This window comes from Lentzea indica, from assembly GCF_012184385.1.
Lineage (GTDB): Bacteria > Actinomycetota > Actinomycetes > Mycobacteriales > Pseudonocardiaceae > Lentzea > Lentzea indica.
The window spans coordinates 1-14,438 of record NZ_VSRL01000229.1; the positions used below are offsets into that span (position 1 = coordinate 1).

Annotated in this window: 17 protein-coding genes; 13 read left to right on the forward strand and 4 right to left on the reverse strand. The window is 71.2% G+C overall.

The genetic code is table 11. The features are described 5' to 3' along the window. Positions 1-557: beta-ketoacyl-[acyl-carrier-protein] synthase family protein (locus FXN61_RS38415; RefSeq protein ID WP_376770794.1), on the forward strand; the 557-nt coding region annotated here is incomplete at its 5' end. Here the strand turns inward: FXN61_RS38415 and FXN61_RS55895 are convergent. Together FXN61_RS55895 and fabG are read right to left on the reverse strand one after the other, a co-directional pair. After that, entirely contained in the window at positions 541-1,068 is a 528-nt protein-coding gene (locus tag FXN61_RS55895; RefSeq protein ID WP_167978823.1) for a LuxR C-terminal-related transcriptional regulator, read from the reverse strand. The two genes, FXN61_RS38415 and FXN61_RS55895, sit on opposite strands and share 17 nt — an antisense overlap. A 105-nt stretch (positions 1,069-1,173) precedes the next feature. Further along, positions 1,174-1,878 carry a 3-oxoacyl-ACP reductase FabG gene (gene fabG, locus FXN61_RS38425; protein WP_167978824.1) on the reverse strand — a complete coding sequence of 235 codons (705 nt, stop codon included), beginning with the start codon at positions 1,876-1,878 and terminating at the stop codon, positions 1,174-1,176. Positions 1,879-2,090: 212 nt separating this feature from the next. On the opposite strand from fabG, the gene FXN61_RS38430 reads away from it, so the two are divergent. Further along, positions 2,091-3,056: an AraC family transcriptional regulator gene (locus tag FXN61_RS38430; protein WP_167978825.1), complete on the forward strand. Its 966-nt coding sequence runs from the start codon at positions 2,091-2,093 to the stop codon at positions 3,054-3,056. Here the strand turns inward: FXN61_RS38430 and FXN61_RS38435 are convergent. Continuing rightward, a complete protein-coding gene (locus FXN61_RS38435; RefSeq protein WP_312878326.1) occupies positions 3,038-3,481 on the reverse strand; it encodes a DUF3455 domain-containing protein in 444 nt (147 codons plus the stop codon). The genes FXN61_RS38430 and FXN61_RS38435 overlap by 19 nt on opposite strands. Further along, positions 3,478-3,600 carry a hypothetical protein gene (locus FXN61_RS54825; protein ID WP_281360809.1) on the reverse strand — a complete coding sequence of 41 codons (123 nt, stop codon included), beginning with the start codon at positions 3,598-3,600 and terminating at the stop codon, positions 3,478-3,480. The genes FXN61_RS38435 and FXN61_RS54825 overlap by 4 nt, the downstream gene beginning before the upstream one ends. 214 nt (positions 3,601-3,814) lie before the next feature. Between FXN61_RS54825 and FXN61_RS38440 the strand changes: the two genes are divergently transcribed. The 11 genes from FXN61_RS38440 to FXN61_RS38490 form a co-directional block, all read left to right on the forward strand. Beyond that, positions 3,815-5,065, forward strand: coding sequence for an ATP-grasp domain-containing protein (locus FXN61_RS38440; protein WP_312878327.1), 1,251 nt, complete (start codon positions 3,815-3,817; stop codon positions 5,063-5,065). Continuing rightward, positions 5,062-5,856 (forward strand): Rossmann-like domain-containing protein, encoded by a 795-nt coding sequence (locus FXN61_RS38445; RefSeq protein ID WP_167978827.1) that lies wholly within the window; start codon positions 5,062-5,064, stop codon positions 5,854-5,856. Before FXN61_RS38440 ends, FXN61_RS38445 begins: the two co-directional genes overlap by 4 nt. Beyond that, the gene (locus FXN61_RS38450) at positions 5,856-6,920 is read left to right on the forward strand and encodes a PLP-dependent cysteine synthase family protein (protein WP_167978835.1); all 1,065 of its coding nucleotides are present in this window, start codon (positions 5,856-5,858) and stop codon (positions 6,918-6,920) included. Before FXN61_RS38445 ends, FXN61_RS38450 begins: the two co-directional genes overlap by 1 nt. Further along, complete coding sequence (locus FXN61_RS38455) at positions 6,917-7,945, forward strand: dipeptide epimerase (RefSeq protein WP_312878328.1); 1,029 nt, start codon at positions 6,917-6,919, stop codon at positions 7,943-7,945. Before FXN61_RS38450 ends, FXN61_RS38455 begins: the two co-directional genes overlap by 4 nt. Then, positions 7,942-8,187 (forward strand): hypothetical protein, encoded by a 246-nt coding sequence (locus FXN61_RS38460; protein ID WP_167978828.1) that lies wholly within the window; start codon positions 7,942-7,944, stop codon positions 8,185-8,187. The genes FXN61_RS38455 and FXN61_RS38460 overlap by 4 nt, the downstream gene beginning before the upstream one ends. Continuing rightward, the gene (locus tag FXN61_RS38465; protein WP_167978829.1) at positions 8,184-9,356 is read left to right on the forward strand and encodes an MFS transporter; all 1,173 of its coding nucleotides are present in this window, start codon (positions 8,184-8,186) and stop codon (positions 9,354-9,356) included. Before FXN61_RS38460 ends, FXN61_RS38465 begins: the two co-directional genes overlap by 4 nt. Next, positions 9,353-10,159 (forward strand): class I SAM-dependent methyltransferase, encoded by an 807-nt coding sequence (locus tag FXN61_RS38470; protein WP_167978830.1) that lies wholly within the window; start codon positions 9,353-9,355, stop codon positions 10,157-10,159. Before FXN61_RS38465 ends, FXN61_RS38470 begins: the two co-directional genes overlap by 4 nt. Further along, positions 10,150-11,679 carry an ABC transporter substrate-binding protein gene (locus FXN61_RS38475; RefSeq protein ID WP_167978831.1) on the forward strand — a complete coding sequence of 510 codons (1,530 nt, stop codon included), beginning with the start codon at positions 10,150-10,152 and terminating at the stop codon, positions 11,677-11,679. The genes FXN61_RS38470 and FXN61_RS38475 overlap by 10 nt, the downstream gene beginning before the upstream one ends. Continuing rightward, positions 11,667-12,620, forward strand: coding sequence for an ABC transporter permease (locus FXN61_RS38480; RefSeq protein WP_167978832.1), 954 nt, complete (start codon positions 11,667-11,669; stop codon positions 12,618-12,620). The genes FXN61_RS38475 and FXN61_RS38480 overlap by 13 nt, the downstream gene beginning before the upstream one ends. Beyond that, the gene (locus FXN61_RS38485) at positions 12,617-13,390 is read left to right on the forward strand and encodes an ABC transporter permease (RefSeq protein ID WP_312878329.1); all 774 of its coding nucleotides are present in this window, start codon (positions 12,617-12,619) and stop codon (positions 13,388-13,390) included. Before FXN61_RS38480 ends, FXN61_RS38485 begins: the two co-directional genes overlap by 4 nt. Next, on the forward strand, positions 13,387-14,438 hold a 1,052-nt coding region (locus FXN61_RS38490), incomplete at its 3' end, for an ABC transporter ATP-binding protein (RefSeq protein ID WP_167978833.1). The genes FXN61_RS38485 and FXN61_RS38490, both read left to right, overlap by 4 nt.

The window sequence follows — 14,438 nt, forward strand, 5'->3', positions numbered from 1 at the left end:
CTCCGGCCGGGACGGGGTTCGTCATGGCCGAGGGTGCGGGCGCGCTCGTGCTGGAACGCGGCTCGTTCGCCCGCGCGCGGGCACCCAAGATCGCCGCTCGGCTCGCCGGCATCGGCATGACCTCCGACGCGCACGACATGACCTCGCCGTCACCGGACGGCCAGATCCGCGCCATCCGGCACGCGCTGCGGTCGGCGGGGCTGAGCCCGTACGACGTCACCCACGTCAACGCGCACGCACCGGGCACCCAGGTCGGCGACCGCGTCGAGGCGGCCGCCGTCCTGGAGGCGTTGGGCCCGCACCCGCTGGTCACCGCGACGAAGTCGGTGACCGGCCACCTGATCGGCGGCGCGGGTGCGGTCGAGGCGATCTTCACCGTGCTCGCCGTGCGGGACGGTGTCATCCCGCCGACGCGCAACCTCGACGACCAGGACTCCGACGTGAAGCTGGAGATCGTCGCGGACCGGCCGCGGCACGCGCGGGTCGGGGCGGCGATCTCCAACTCGTTCGGCTTCGGCGGTCACAACGTCGTGCTGGCCTTCACCCGGTCCGGGTGAGCAGCCCCATGCGCTGCGCGAGCAGTGCCGCGTGCATCCGGTTCGGCTGGCCCAGTTTCGCGAGGATGTGCGAGACGTGGGACTTGACCGTGGCGCAGGTCAGGTAGAGCTCCCGCGCGATCTCGTCGTTGCTGCGACCGCGCGCCATCCTGACGAGCACCTGGCGTTCGCGGTCGCTGAGCAGCCCCAGCCCTCGATCCATCTCCTCGGACGGGGGGACGATCTCGAACCGGTCCAGCAGACGTCCCGTCACCTCGGCGCAGAGGTACGCGTGGCCCCTCGCCACGGCACGCACCGCGGCGAGGAGCTCCTCGTGGCTCGACCGCTTGAGCAGGAAGCCCCGTGCGCCGTCGGTCAGCACCCGGTGCAGTTGCTCGTCGGTGCCCTCCACGGCGAGCGCGATGACGCCACCGACGGCGCACGTCCGCAGGCGCGCCAGCTCGGTGACGTCCGCGGTGATCACCACGTGCGGCCGATGTCGTTGCGCGAGCAGCACTCCATCGGCCCGCACGGGCGGTCTCCCCCACCACGACCACGTCCACCGCGTCTTCCAACGCGTGCCGGAACCCGCTGCGGACCAGGACCTCGTCATCGATCAGCAGCACCGAGGCGAGCATCAGTGCCCCATCCCCAGCCCGCCGTCGATGGGGATGACGGCACCTGTCACGTACCGCGCCGAGTCACCGGCGAGCCACACCACCGCGGCGGCGACCTCCTCGGGTTCGGCGAAGCGGCGCAACGGGATCGAGTCGCGGTACTGCTTGCCGTACTGCTCGGGCAGCGACGCGGTCATGTCGGTGTTGACGTATCCCGGCGCGATGACGTTCGCCGTCACGCCGCGACTGCCCAGTTCACGGGCCAGCGAACGGGCCAGCCCGATCAACCCCGCCTTGCTCGCGGCGTAGTTCGCCATGCCGGCGCTGCCGTACATCCCGACCACCGAGGAGATGAAGATCATCCGGCCGTTCCGCACACGCACCATCGGCGTGGCGGCACGCCGGGCGCAGCGCCACGCGCCAGTGAGGTTCGTGTCCAGCACCGAGGTGAACCTGTCCTCGGTCATTCTGGTGATGAGCGTGCTGTCGGTGATCCCGGCGTTGGCCACGAGCACGTCCACGGGCCCCAGCTCCGACTCGACCGCCGTGAACGCCGCGTCCACCTGCTCTCCGTCGGTCACGTCGCACTTCACACCGAACGCTCCCACCGGGCACTCACCGCCTCGGTGGGTCACCGCCACCTTCGCACCGTCGGAGAGGAACGCCTCCGCGATCGCCCGGCCGATACCCCGGTTGCCGCCTGTCACCAGCACTGTGCGGGTCATGGTGTGCTCCTTTGGATCATCGGCGTCCGGGTGATGCCGCAGGTCGGTGTCCCGGCCGCCCCTATCGTGGGATCGGATTCGGGCACCGGCGCCCTCAACCTGGTTCGAGGTTAGGGAGATCAACGGTGTCGCCTGATGGCCATCGCGGCCGACGTGTTGACCTTTCCGGCCATTCGCACCGCTTCCGCCGTGGCACGGCAGGAGTGCGGGCGATGGTCGAGGTCGGCGCCGAGCACGGCGTGGACGCGCGGAAGTGCTTGCACGACACCGGAATCTCCCCCGAGATGCTGCACGGCGGCAGCAACACGGTGGTGAGCGGGACGCAGGAGCTCGCCGTCGCGGCCAACCTCGTCACCGCCACCGGCAACGCGTCCGGCGTCGGGCTCGCGGTCGGCGAGCGGCTTTCGTTGCGCGCCTACGGTGTCTGGGGTTTCGCGCTGTTGACCTGCCCGACGGTCCGGGGTGCCGTCGACTTCGCCATGCAGTATCTGCCGCTCACCTACGCGGTCACCGGCCTGAGCATGCGGGTGTCCGGCGGCGAGGCCTGCTTGATCGTGGACGACGACTGTTCCTCGGCGGCGCTGAGGCCGTTCCTCGTCGAGCGGGAGATCGCGGTCACGGCGGGCATCCTGCGCACCATCCTCGGCGAGTCGCCACCGTCGATGCGCGTGGAGCTCCGCCTCCCTCGGTCGCCGTCCGTCGACTACGAGAAAGCTCTCGGCACGCCGGTGCGGTTCAACGCGCCGCACAACGCGATCATCGCCGACGTCGCCGTGCTGGATCTCCCACTGCCCCAGTCAGATCCGCTCACCATGACGGTGTGCGAGCGCGCGTGCCGCTCGCTGCTGAGCGAACGCTGCTCCCCCTGCGTCACGCAGAACGTGCGGACGATCATCGCCGAAGGCGTGACCGACGCCGGCCTGATCGCCGCACGTCTGCACCTGTCGGCCCGCACGCTGCGCCGGTACCTCGCCGCGGAGGGGACGTCCTTGCGTCACCTCGTGGACGAAGCCCGGCGCGCCAAGGCCATCGAGCTCATGACCCTGCACCGCCTCAGCGTCGAGCAGATCGCGCTGCGGCTGGGTTATGCCGACGCCGCCACGTTCATCCGCGCGTTCCGCAGGTGGACGGGCACCACGCCCGGCGCCTATGCCGTTCATCAGCCGAGCCGGCCGTGATTCCGGGTTCGGGCGTAGTGCGGCGTAGCGGCCCAGAAGGCGTAGTCGGCGGTGTACGGGATCGACGCGGTCGCGCCGTCCTTGCAGGCACCGGCCGGTGAAAGGCCGCCGGTGGTGTTCAGCCGCTGGACGAACGTGACAGCGCCGAGGACTCCGGGGCCGCGGTTGCCGGTGGACCTCAGCAGCAGCTGGGGCACGGCGAGCGGCACCGGTGAGCTGGCGACCGTCGTGGCGGTGACCGAGCTGCCGTCCTCAACGGACGTCCACACAGGACTCTTGGTGTGCAGCACGACTGCCCTGCCGTAGCTCTCCAGGATCGCGTCCGGCTGCAGGAAACTCCACGCACCGTTGGCGCATTGGTAGGTCTGGACTCCGTGCGCCTGCAAGAAAGCTATCTGTCTGTTGCCCGCGGGCACCTTGATCACCTCTGGTACCTGCGCGGAGGCGATCTGCCCTGCTCCCGCCGGCGCGGTGGCGGCCCCGAGGCGGACGCCGTCATGGCCGCGACGGCCAGTCCGGCCGCGATTCGGTTGATGCGCATCATGCTCTCGCTCCCTCGTCTCGATCTGTCGCCAGCACCGTGGCATCGACTGCTGAAACGGCGCTGACGTGGCGGGGTCAGCGGCGTTTCAGCGCGAGTGCGTGCTGATCAGAGCCGCGTGGCCACCGTTCCCGAGAGGCGGTGTCGAAGTCGGACCGACAATGATTACCATGTTCCTTACGTTCCGCCGCGGGCTCGCGGCCGAGGAGGAGGACTTGTGGCTCACCTGTTGATGATCGAGAGCTGGGTCGGTGCGATGAGCTCGCTGCTGCCCAGGGCGATCAACGAGTCAGGGCACCGCTTCACCTTCATGACCCGCGACCTGCACCACTACCTGCGGGCCGCCCCCGCGCACCCGCACCCGTTGCTGGCCGCGGACAACGTGCTGACCGCGGAGACCAACGACGTGACCGCGCTGCTCGACCACGTCGAGCGGCTGCACGCGGTCCTGCGCTTCGACGGCGTGATCTCCTCCTGCGACTACTACCTCCCCGCGGTCGCGCGGGTCGCCGCGCACCTGGGCCTTCCCGGTCCCGATTCACTCGCCGTCGAACGGGCCTGCCGCAAGGACCTCACCCGCATCACCCTGCGCGAGGCGGGTGTGGCCGGCCCTCGCTTCGCCCTCGCCGACGACTGGCCCGCGCTCGCCAAGGCGGCAGCGGAGCTGGGTTACCCCTTGGTGGTCAAGCCGGTCGACCTGTGCGCCGGGATGCACGTGCGCAAGGTGGCCGACGAGTCGGCGCTGCGCGAGGCGTTCGCCGCGATGGAGGCGTTCCCGGTCAACGCCCGCAACCAGCCCAGGGTGCGGACCGTGCTGGTGGAGGAGCTGCTGACCGGGCCCGAGGTGAGCGTGGAGACCGTCACGGTGGATGGCGCCACGCACGTCGTCGGAGTCACCGACAAGAGCATCGCGGGCGATCCGTGGTTCGTGGAGAGCGGGCACATGTTCCCCGCCGACCTGCCCACCGCCGAGGCCGAGGTGGTCGCCGTCGCCGCGATCGAGGCGCTGGGCCTGGACCACGGCGTCGCGCACACCGAGGTCAAGCTGACCCCCGACGGCCCGAAGCTCGTCGAGGTCAACCCCCGGCCTGCCGGCAACCAGATCACCGAGTTGGTCCGGCGCGTCACCGGCATCGACCTGCCCGCCGCGTACGCGCAGCTGGCCGTGGGTGAACGACCGGAGCTGCACCCGGCGGACACCGGTGTGCGCAGCGCCGCGATCTCCTTCCTCCTCCCCGAACGCTCCGGGCTGGTGGCCGCCGTCCACGGCGCCGAGACACTCGCCACGACGCCTGACGTCGTCGATTGGACGGTCAAGCGGCCCGGCCACCGGGCGGGCGATCCCACCAGCAACAACAGCTACCTCGGCCACGTCGTGGTGACCGACCCGGCCGGTCTCGGCGCGCGTGCGCGCGCCGAGCAGCTCGTGAGCGGTCTGTCCGTCGACTACGCCGAGGAGTCCGCGTGACGCTCGCCGACCTCGTCGAACTCGTCCGAGCCGGCGAGCTGGGTCCCGACCCGGCAACGTGCTCCGTGAGCGTCGGCTTCATCACCAAACAGGGCGCCCGGCACGCCACGCGCGGGCAGTCGTACCGCAACACCGTGGTCAGCCTGCGCGTGGAGGAGGCGGTCGGCTCCTGCGCGGTGGAGGACGTCACCGACGACGAGGTGCACGGCTGCGTCGGTGCGACGGTGCTCGATCTGCTCGGCCACCCGAACCTGGCCGTCCGCACCGCCGCGCTGGACGCGTATCTGGCGCACGTCCGCCCGCACCACCTGTCCGCCACCAAGTCCGTCACCATCGGTCCCGGCAGCTCGCTGACCAAGTCCATGGCCCGTGCGGACGCTGTGGTGCACCTGCTGGATCCCGCACCTGGCGATCGGGTGCTGGTTGTCGGCGTGGTCAATTCGCTGCTGCACCATCTGCGGCAGCGGGGTGCGACCTACGTGCCGTGCGACCTCAAGGGCGGCCGGACCGAGTGGGACGAGCCGATCACCACCGACGCGGAGAGCGCACTGGACGGCTGCGACCTCGTGCTCGCGTCCGGGATGACGGTCGGCAACGGCACGTTCGAGCCGCTCCTGCGTCACGCCTTGGCAGCGGGCAAACCGGTGGTCCTGTTCGCGCAGACGGCCAGCGCGATCCTGCCGTGGTTCATCGGGAACGGAGTACGCGCCGTGTCAGCCGAGCCGTACCCGTTCTTCTGGCTCGACGGCGGTCCCACGACGATCCACCACTACACGGAGCGCCCGTCGTGATGATCCCCCGCCAGAACCGGCACCTGCTCGATCTCCTCGGCCAGAGCCCCGTCGCCCGGATCGACACACCGCTGCCCCACCCGCACGGCGGGTTCTGGGCCAAGCTCGAGTGCCTGAGCGCCGGTGGCATGAAAGCACGGCCGGCCGTGTCGATGCTGAACGCCGCTCGCGAACGCGGTGAGCTGCGACCCGGCGCGGTGGTCGTGGAGTCGACCAGCGGCACGCTGGGCCTCGGCCTCGCGTTCGCCTGCCAGGCATACGGACACCCGGTGGTCCTGGTGGTGGACAGCGAACTGGAGCCGTCGATGCGTGCCCTGTTGCGCGCGCACGGGGCCCGGCTGGAGGTGGTGGACCGGCCGCACAAGGTGGGCGGCTGGCAGCAGGCGCGGCTGGACCGGCTCCAAGCGGTGCTGCGCGAGTTCCCCGACGCCTACTGGCCAGACCAGTACAACAACCCGGACAACCCCAGGGGGTACGCGGGGCTCGCCAGGGAACTGGTGGAGCAGCTCGACCCGGTCGACGTGCTGGTGTGCAGCGTGGGCACCGGCGGGCACAGCGCCGGCGTCGTCAGGGAACTGCGCCGGCACTGGCCCGGCGTGCGGCTGATCGGCGTGGACACCGTCGGCTCCACGATCTTCGGACAGCCCGCGCGGGCCAGGGTCATGCGCGGGCTGGGCAGCAGCATCCACCCCCGCAACGTCGCCTACACCGAGTTCGACGAGGTGCACTGGCTGGGCCCGGTCGAGGTGGTCGACGCCTGCCGCAGACTCGCCCGCGACGCCTTCGTCACCGGCGGCTGGAGTAGCGGCGCCGTCGCACTGGTCGCCGCCTGGGCGGCCAGGGTCGAGCCCGGCGCGGTGGTGGCGACCATCTTCCCCGACGGCCCGCACCGCTACCTCGGCACGATCTTCGACGACGACTTCTGCCACGCCCGCGGCCTGTTCGGGCCGTCAGCCGACCGGCCGGTGGAGATCGGCGACCCGTACCGCGTCGAGGCGACGGGCTGGACGCGGTGCCGGTCGGTCGTCGCGCCCAGGGCAGCCAGGGCAGGGATGCTGGCGTGAAGATCGACTGGGAGGTCTACGGCCTCGAACTCGACACGCCGCTGCGCATCTCCAGGTCGGTGATGTCCCGCAGGGACGCCGTGCGGGTCATCGTGGAGCACGACGGGCGGCACGGCCATGGCGAGGTGGTGACCAGCACCTACTACCGGCTCGACGTAGAGGCGATCACGTCCCTGCTGAACCGGCTGCGGCCGGTCCTCGCGGACGCGGACTCGCCGGAGACCGCGCTCGACGCCCTGCACGCGGACAGCACAATTCCGGAGGGAGTGCGGGCGGCGGTCGACGCGGCGTTGCACGACCTGCTCGGTCTGGGTCGTGACGTGCCGGTGCACGCCCTCGTCGGCGTCCCGGAATGGCACGACACCCCGACCGCCTACACCATCGGCATCACCACGCCCGAGGACGCCGCAGTCAGGGCCGCCGCGCTGGCAGGGCGCGGGTTCTCCGTGCTCAAGGTCAAGGCGGGGACCGATCCGGAACGGGACGTCGCCGCCGTCGCCGCGGTGCAGACCGCCGCGCCGGACGCCCGGCTGGTGCTCGACCCCAACGGCGGCTGGAGCCCCGACGAAGCGGTGCGGACGGTGGAACGGATCACCGCCGCCGGCGTCACGCTCGCCGCGGTGGAACAGCCGATCCCGCCCGGCGACCCGGACGCACTGGCGTGGGTCCGCGAGCGGTGCCCGGCACCGCTGGTCGCCGACGAGGACGCCGCCACGGTCGCCGACGTGCGGAAGCTTGCGGGCGCGGTGGACGGCGTCAACGTCAAACTCGCCAAATGCGGCGGCCTGCGGCCCGCGCTGGACATCATCTCGGCCGCTCGCGACGGCGGACTGGACGTGATGCTCGGCTGCCTGGTGGCCAGTTCGCTCGGCATCGCGCCCGCGGTCCACCTCGCCGGGCACGCCAGGTGGGTCGACCTGGACGGGCACCTGCTGCTCGCCCACGATCCGTGGTCGGGCATCGGCGGGGAGAACGGCACGCTGCGGCTGTCCGGGGCGCCGGGTCTGGGCGTGGTGCGGCGATGACCCGGTTCGCCCCGCTGCTCGTCAACCGGGACAGCACCCAGGTTCCAACCGGCATCTGCAAGTACCACCAACCCTTGATCGAATCGCCGTCAACCACACCCAACCTGCTCGACATCTGCCGAACTAAGCCGAGAGCTGTTGGTAGTAGCAAAGCGCTTGTTGATGTTGAGTTGGTGGTACTTGCAGACGCCGTCAGGCTCGCGGCGACTTCGCTGCAGGCGCTGGGCGTGATGCCACGATGAAACGGTTCGCGCTGCCGGTACGACTGTTGCTGGTCAACCAGTTCGCCGTGAACACCGGCTTCTACCTGCTCATCCCCTACCTCGCCGCGCACCTGGGCGGCCTGGGCATGTCCGCTGCGGTGATCGGCGTGGTGCTCGGGGTGCGGACGCTGAGCCAGCAGGGCCTGTTCCTGGTGGGCGGTACGGCGTCGGACCGGCTGGGGCCGCGGACCGTCATCCTCGCCGGCTGCGCCCTGCGCGCGGTGGGGTTCGGGCTGTTCGCGATCGGTGACTCGATCGCCGTCGTGCTGGCGGCGTCGGTGCTCAGCGGGCTGGCAGGGGCGCTGTTCAACCCGGCGGTGCGGGCGTACATCGCGTTGGAGGCGGGCGAGGCGCGCACCGAGGCGTTCGCCCGATTCAACGTCTACGCCCAGGCGGGCGCGCTGTTCGGGCCGGTGCTGGGCAGCGTGTTGCTGCTGTGGGACTTCCGGGTCGCCGCGGTCGTGGCGGCCGGGATCTTCGCGGTGCTGACCATCGCCCAGGCCGTCGCGTTGCCGGCGCGGCCGGCCACCCGCCGGGGTGGATCGGTGCTCGGCGACTGGCGCGAATGCCTGGCGAACCGCAGGTTCGTGGCGTTCACCTGTGCATTGAGCGGGATGTTCGTCCTGCAGAACCAGCTCTACCTGCTGCTGCCGATCCAGGCGCAGGAGGCCACCGGGTCGGCGGGCGTGGTCGCCGCGCTGTTCGTGGTCTCCACGGCCGCCACGCTGCTGTTCCAGGTCCGCATCACCCGTCTGCTGTCGGACAGGGCGCGGGGGCCGGTGATCGCGGTGGGCCTGGCCGTCATGGGCGTGGGCTTCGCCGTTCCGGCGCTGTGGTCCGGGCTCGTACCGGTGCTGGTGGCCACGCTCGCGCTCGCGGTCGGCGTGATGATCGCGAACCCGCTGGTCTACGACCTGATCCCCTCGTTCGGCCCGGACAACCTGGCCGGCACGCAGTTCGGCGTGTTCTACCTCGGATCCGGGCTGGCCGCCGCACTGGGCAACACCGCGATCGGCTGGGTGACCGGGTTCGGTGACCGGTTCGCGTCGCTGTTGTGCGTGGCGATCGGACTCGCCAGCGCCGGGGGCGTCGCCTGGCTGCACCGCCGTGGCGCGCTCACACCACCGCAGCCGGAGGTCGCCCGATGAACCTGCTCACCGACAACCCCGAGCTGTACGAGCACCAGTTCCCCGACCCCGAGCACGTCGCGGCCCGGTTCGTGCACGACGTGGTGACCCGGTTCGACGGCGGGCGGGAGCTGCTCGACATCGGTTGCGGCACCGGCCGCGACGCGGGCTGGTTGTCCCGCAACGGTTATCGCGTCGCCGGGGTGGACAGTTCGGAGAACATGCTCGCGCACGTGCGCGAGCACCACCCGGCGGTCGACGTGGCGCTGGCCGACATGCGCTCCTTCGACCTGGGCCGTCGCTTCGACGTCGTGTCCTGTTTGGACAGCGCGATGCTGTACTGCCACACCAACGCCGACCTCGACGCGTTCCTGGGCCGCTGCCGCGCACATCTCAAGCCCGGCGGTTTGCTCGTCGCGGAGATGCGCAACGGCGCGTTCTTCCTCGGCAACACCGAACTTCTCGACGGCGTACGCACTCGCTCGGTGACATGGCGGGGCATCGAGTACACGTCGCACACCGAGCTGTGGATCGACCACGCCGCCCAGTTGCTGCGCCGCCGCCGCACGTGGGAGTGGGCCGGGCGCTCCGAACCGCTCGTGCAGCGGTCGGCCTGGCGGCTGCTGTTCCCCCAGGAGCTGCGCCATCTGCTCGACCTGGCCGGGTTCGACGTCCTGGCCTTGTTCGACACACCCGGCCCTCGCACCGACCAGCCGTGGACGGCCGACGCCCCGCTGAGCGGCGCGCTGTCCGGCGACCGCCTCCACGTCGTGGCCCGCCTCCGCCGAGACGGGCACCATGGAAAGGAACCAGCATGCCCCTGAACCGCCGCGGTTTCCTCGGCCTCACCACCGGCCTGACGGTCGTCACCCTCGCCGGGTGCGGCAGCGGTGCCGCCCCAGCCTCCTCCACGCCGCGCACCGGCGGCAGGCTTCGCGCCGCCTTCGCGGGCGGCGGTGCCAAGGAGGTCCTCGACCCGCACCTGGCCAACCTGTTCGTCGAAGCCGCGCGGTCCAAGGCGATGTTCGACAAGCTCGCGGACCTCGGCGGCGACGTGTCGCCGCAGCCGCGTCTGGCGGAGAAGTGGGAGCCGAGCGCGGACCTCACGCGCTGGCGGATCACCCTGCGCAAGGCGGCGTTCCACGACGGCAGACCAGTGCGCGCCCAGGACGTGCTCGCCAGCTATGCGCGCATCCTCGACCCGAACCGCGCGTTCCGCGCCAAGTCGAGCCTCACGCTGATCGACCTGCCGAACAGCCGCGCGGTCGACGACCGCACGGTGGAGTTCGCGCTGAAGCGGCCGTTCGTCGAGTTCCCCAACGCTCTCGCGGCGTTCGGCGCGTACATCGTGCCCGAGGGCGCCGAGGACTTCAGCAAGCCCGTCGGGTCGGGAGCGTTCAGCTTCGTGTCGTTCGAGCCGGGCAGGTCCGTGCTGCTCAAGCGCAACGCTGACTACTGGGAGGGCGCACCGCTGCTGGACGAGCTGGAGTTCGTGATCGCCAACGAGGAGTCGGCGCGCACCAACGCTCTGCTGGGCGGCCAGGTCGAGTACGCGCACGACCTGACGCCGACCACCGCGCGCAGCCACGCCTCCGGCGACCGGATGACGATCCACCGCGCGCCCAACAGCGCCGTGCAGGCGTTCGCCATGAAGCTGGACCGGCCACCGTTCGACAACCGCGACCTGCGCGAGGCGCTGTTCCTGCTCGCCGACCGGCCCCAGCTGGTGGAGTCGGTGCTCGCGGGCAGCGGGCAGGTCGGCAACGACCTGTTCGGCAAGGGCTACCAGCACTACGCAGGCGACCTCCCCCAGCGGGAGCGCGACGTCGACAAGGCGAAGTTCCTCATCCGCAAGGCCGGCGCCGAGGGCCTGGTGGTCAAGCTCGACACCTCCACCGCGGCGGCGGGGATGGTCGAGGCCGCCACCGTGTTCGCCGACCAGGCCAAGGGTTCCGGCCTGACCATCGAGGTCGCCCAGGGCAACAAGGACACCTACTGGGCCGACACGCTCAAGAACGGCTCGCTGTCCAGCTTCCGCTCCGGCGCCATGCCCATCGAGACCCACATCGCGCAACGCCTGCTCAAGGGAGCGGGTACCAACGTGACCAAGTGGGCCCGGCCGGAGTTCGACGCGCTCTACGAGAAGGCGGTGTCCACTTCGGACCAGGCCGCGCGCGCTGACGCATACCGGGAAATGCAACGCATGCAGCACACCGAGGGCGGCTACCTGATGTGGGGCTTCGCCGACTGGATCGTGGGCGCGAAGCCGAACGTCGGCGGGATCTCCACCGCGCCGGCCAACACGCTGGACTGGGCCCGCTTCGACAAGGTGTGGCTGGGTTGAGTCTCGCGTCCTACACGGCCCGGCGGGCCGCGCTCGGGCTGGTGCAGGTGCTCGCCGTGGTCACCCTCGTGTTCCTCCTGGTGCAGGCCCTGCCGGGAGACGCGGCGGTGGCACTGGCCGGCGACAATCCCGACCCCGCGCGGATCGCCCAGATCCGCGCGGTCATGGGCCTGGACCGTCCCGCTCCCGAGCGGTTCGCAGAGTGGCTGATCGGGTTGCCGCGGCTGGACTTCGGCGTGTCACTGGTGTCGGGACGACCGGTCGCCGAGTTCCTGTTCGGTGGGGTCGGCCCGACCGTCGTGCTGGCGGCGCTGACCCTGGTGCTGCTGCTGCCGATCTCGGTGCTGGTCGGTGTGCTGGCCGCGCTGCGCGAGGGCAGCCTGCTGGACAGGGCACTGACGTCGGTCAGCGTGGCGCTGCACTCGATCCCCGAGTTCGCGCTGGCCGTGGTGCTCATCGCGGTGTTCGGCGTGCAGCTGGCGTGGCTGCCGCCGACCGCGGTCGGCGCGGACCTGTTCGCCCAGCCCGCGGTGCTGGTGCTGCCACTGGTCGTGCTGCTGGCGCGGCCGATCTGCTCGATCAGCCGTCTCGTGCGCGCGGGCATGGTGGACGCGCTGGCGTCGGACTACGTGCGCCACGCCCGCCGCCTCGGGCTCGGCGAGACGCGGATCAGGTTCGCCCACGCCCTGCCGAACGCGCTGGCACCGGCCGTGCAACAGGTCGCGCGCACCACGGACTGGTTGCTGGGCGGGGTGATCGTCGTCGAAGCGGTGTTCGTGATCCCCGGCCTCGGGACCGTCCTGGTCGACGCCGTGGCCGCACGCGACCTGCCGGTGGTGCAGGGCCTCGCGGTGGTCTTCGCGGTCACGACGGTGGCTGTGAACCTGCTGGCCGACCTGGTGGCGTTCCGCCTGGCGCCACGCGCGGAGGTGGTCGCGTGAAGCGGGCGGGCATCGGCTGGCTGCTGATCGCGGTGCCGTTGACGTTGGCACTGCTGGGACCCCTGTTCGTGCCGGAGAAACAGACCCGCAGCGCCCCTTTCATGCCGCTGGGCCTGCTGGGTACCGACTTCGTTGGCCGCGACGCCTGGCACCAGGTGCTCGCGGGTGGCCAGACGGTCGTGCTGGTGGCGTTGCTCGCCACGGCGTTCTCTTACGTGGTCGGTGTGCCCTACGGCGTGATCGCGGCCACCGCTCGGCTGAGGGTGGTCGACGAACTGCTGATGAGGCCGCTCGACGTGCTGCTGGCGGTGCCGTCGTTGCTGGTGCTGATCCTCGTGGCCGCGATCACCGGACACGGTCTCGCGGTGCTCGTCGGCGTCGTCACGCTCGTCAACTTCCCTGATGTCGCCCGCCTTTCGCGTGCGACGGCACTGGAGATCTCAGGACGGCCCGCGTTGGAGGCGATGCGAATGCAGGGCGAGTCGTGGTGGCAGACCTCGATCGTCTACACCGGACGGTCGATGTTGCGCACGCTCGCCGCCGACCTGGGTGTCCGGCTCACCGCCGCGCTGTACCTGGTGGCGTCGGCCAGTTTCCTCGGTGTCGGCGTGCCGCCCGACGCGTCGGACTGGGCCGTGATGGTGGACCGCAACCGGGGCGGGTTGTTCCTGCAGCCGTTGACCGTGGTGGTGCCCGCGCTGCTGATCGTCGCTCTGTCCGTCGGGGTGAACCTGGTGTTCGACCGCGCACTGAGGAAGGTGCGGACATGACCCCGGTCGTGCACGTGGAAGACCTGCGCGCCGAGGCGGGCGGGCACGTGCTGCTCGACAGCGTCAGCTTCGCGGTGTCCGCCGGCCGGGTGCTGGCGCTGGTCGGCGCCTCGGGCAGTGGCAAGACCACCACCGGCCTGGCCCTGCTCGGCGAACACGCTTCCGGTGTGTCGGTGAGCGGGCGCGTCGAGGTGCGCGGACGCGTCGGGTTCGTGCCTCAGCAGCCGGCCTCCGCGCTCAACCCGGTGCGCAGGCTGGACGCCGTGTTCCGCGAGATCGCCGCACTGCACGAAGGTGATCCCGGCGAACTGGTGGACACGGCCCTGCACCGGGCGCGGGTGCCTGCCGACCTGCTGCGCCGCTATCCGCACCAGCTCTCCGGCGGCCAGCAGCAGCGGGTCGTGCTCGCCCAGGCACTGGTCGGCGACCCGGCGGTGCTGGTGGCCGACGAACCCACCACCGGGCAGGACGCCCTGACCCGCGCCGAGATCGTGGACGAGCTCGCCTCTGTCGTCGCCCACGGCGTGGCGCTGGTGCTGCTGACCCACGACGTGGAGGTGGTGCGGGCACTCGCCGACGAGATCGTGGTGCTGCGCGCAGGACGTGTCGTCGAAGCGGGGCCGGCGCAGGAGCTGCTGACCAATCCCCGCGAGGACTACACCCGCGCGCTGCTCGACGCCGTGCCGCCGGTGTCCGCGGAGGTTTCCGAGCAGCCGCCACGCCTGCGGGTCCGCGGCCTGACCGCCCGGTACCGCAACGCTACCGTCCTGCACGACGTGGATCTGGAGGTCGGCGAACGCCTGGCGGTCGTCGGCCGCTCCGGCAGCGGCAAGACCACCCTCGGCCGTTGCCTGGCCGGTCTCCATCAGCAGGCCACCGGCGAGGTGCTGCTCCACGACCGGCCACTCGCGCGGTCACTGCGCCGCCGGCCGCGGGCCGACCTGGCCGCCGTGCAGTACGTGTTCCAGGACGCGCGGGGGTCGTTCGACGAGCACCGCGCGGTGCTGGACCAAGTTGCCAGGACGGCGGTGCGACTGCGCGGCGTTCG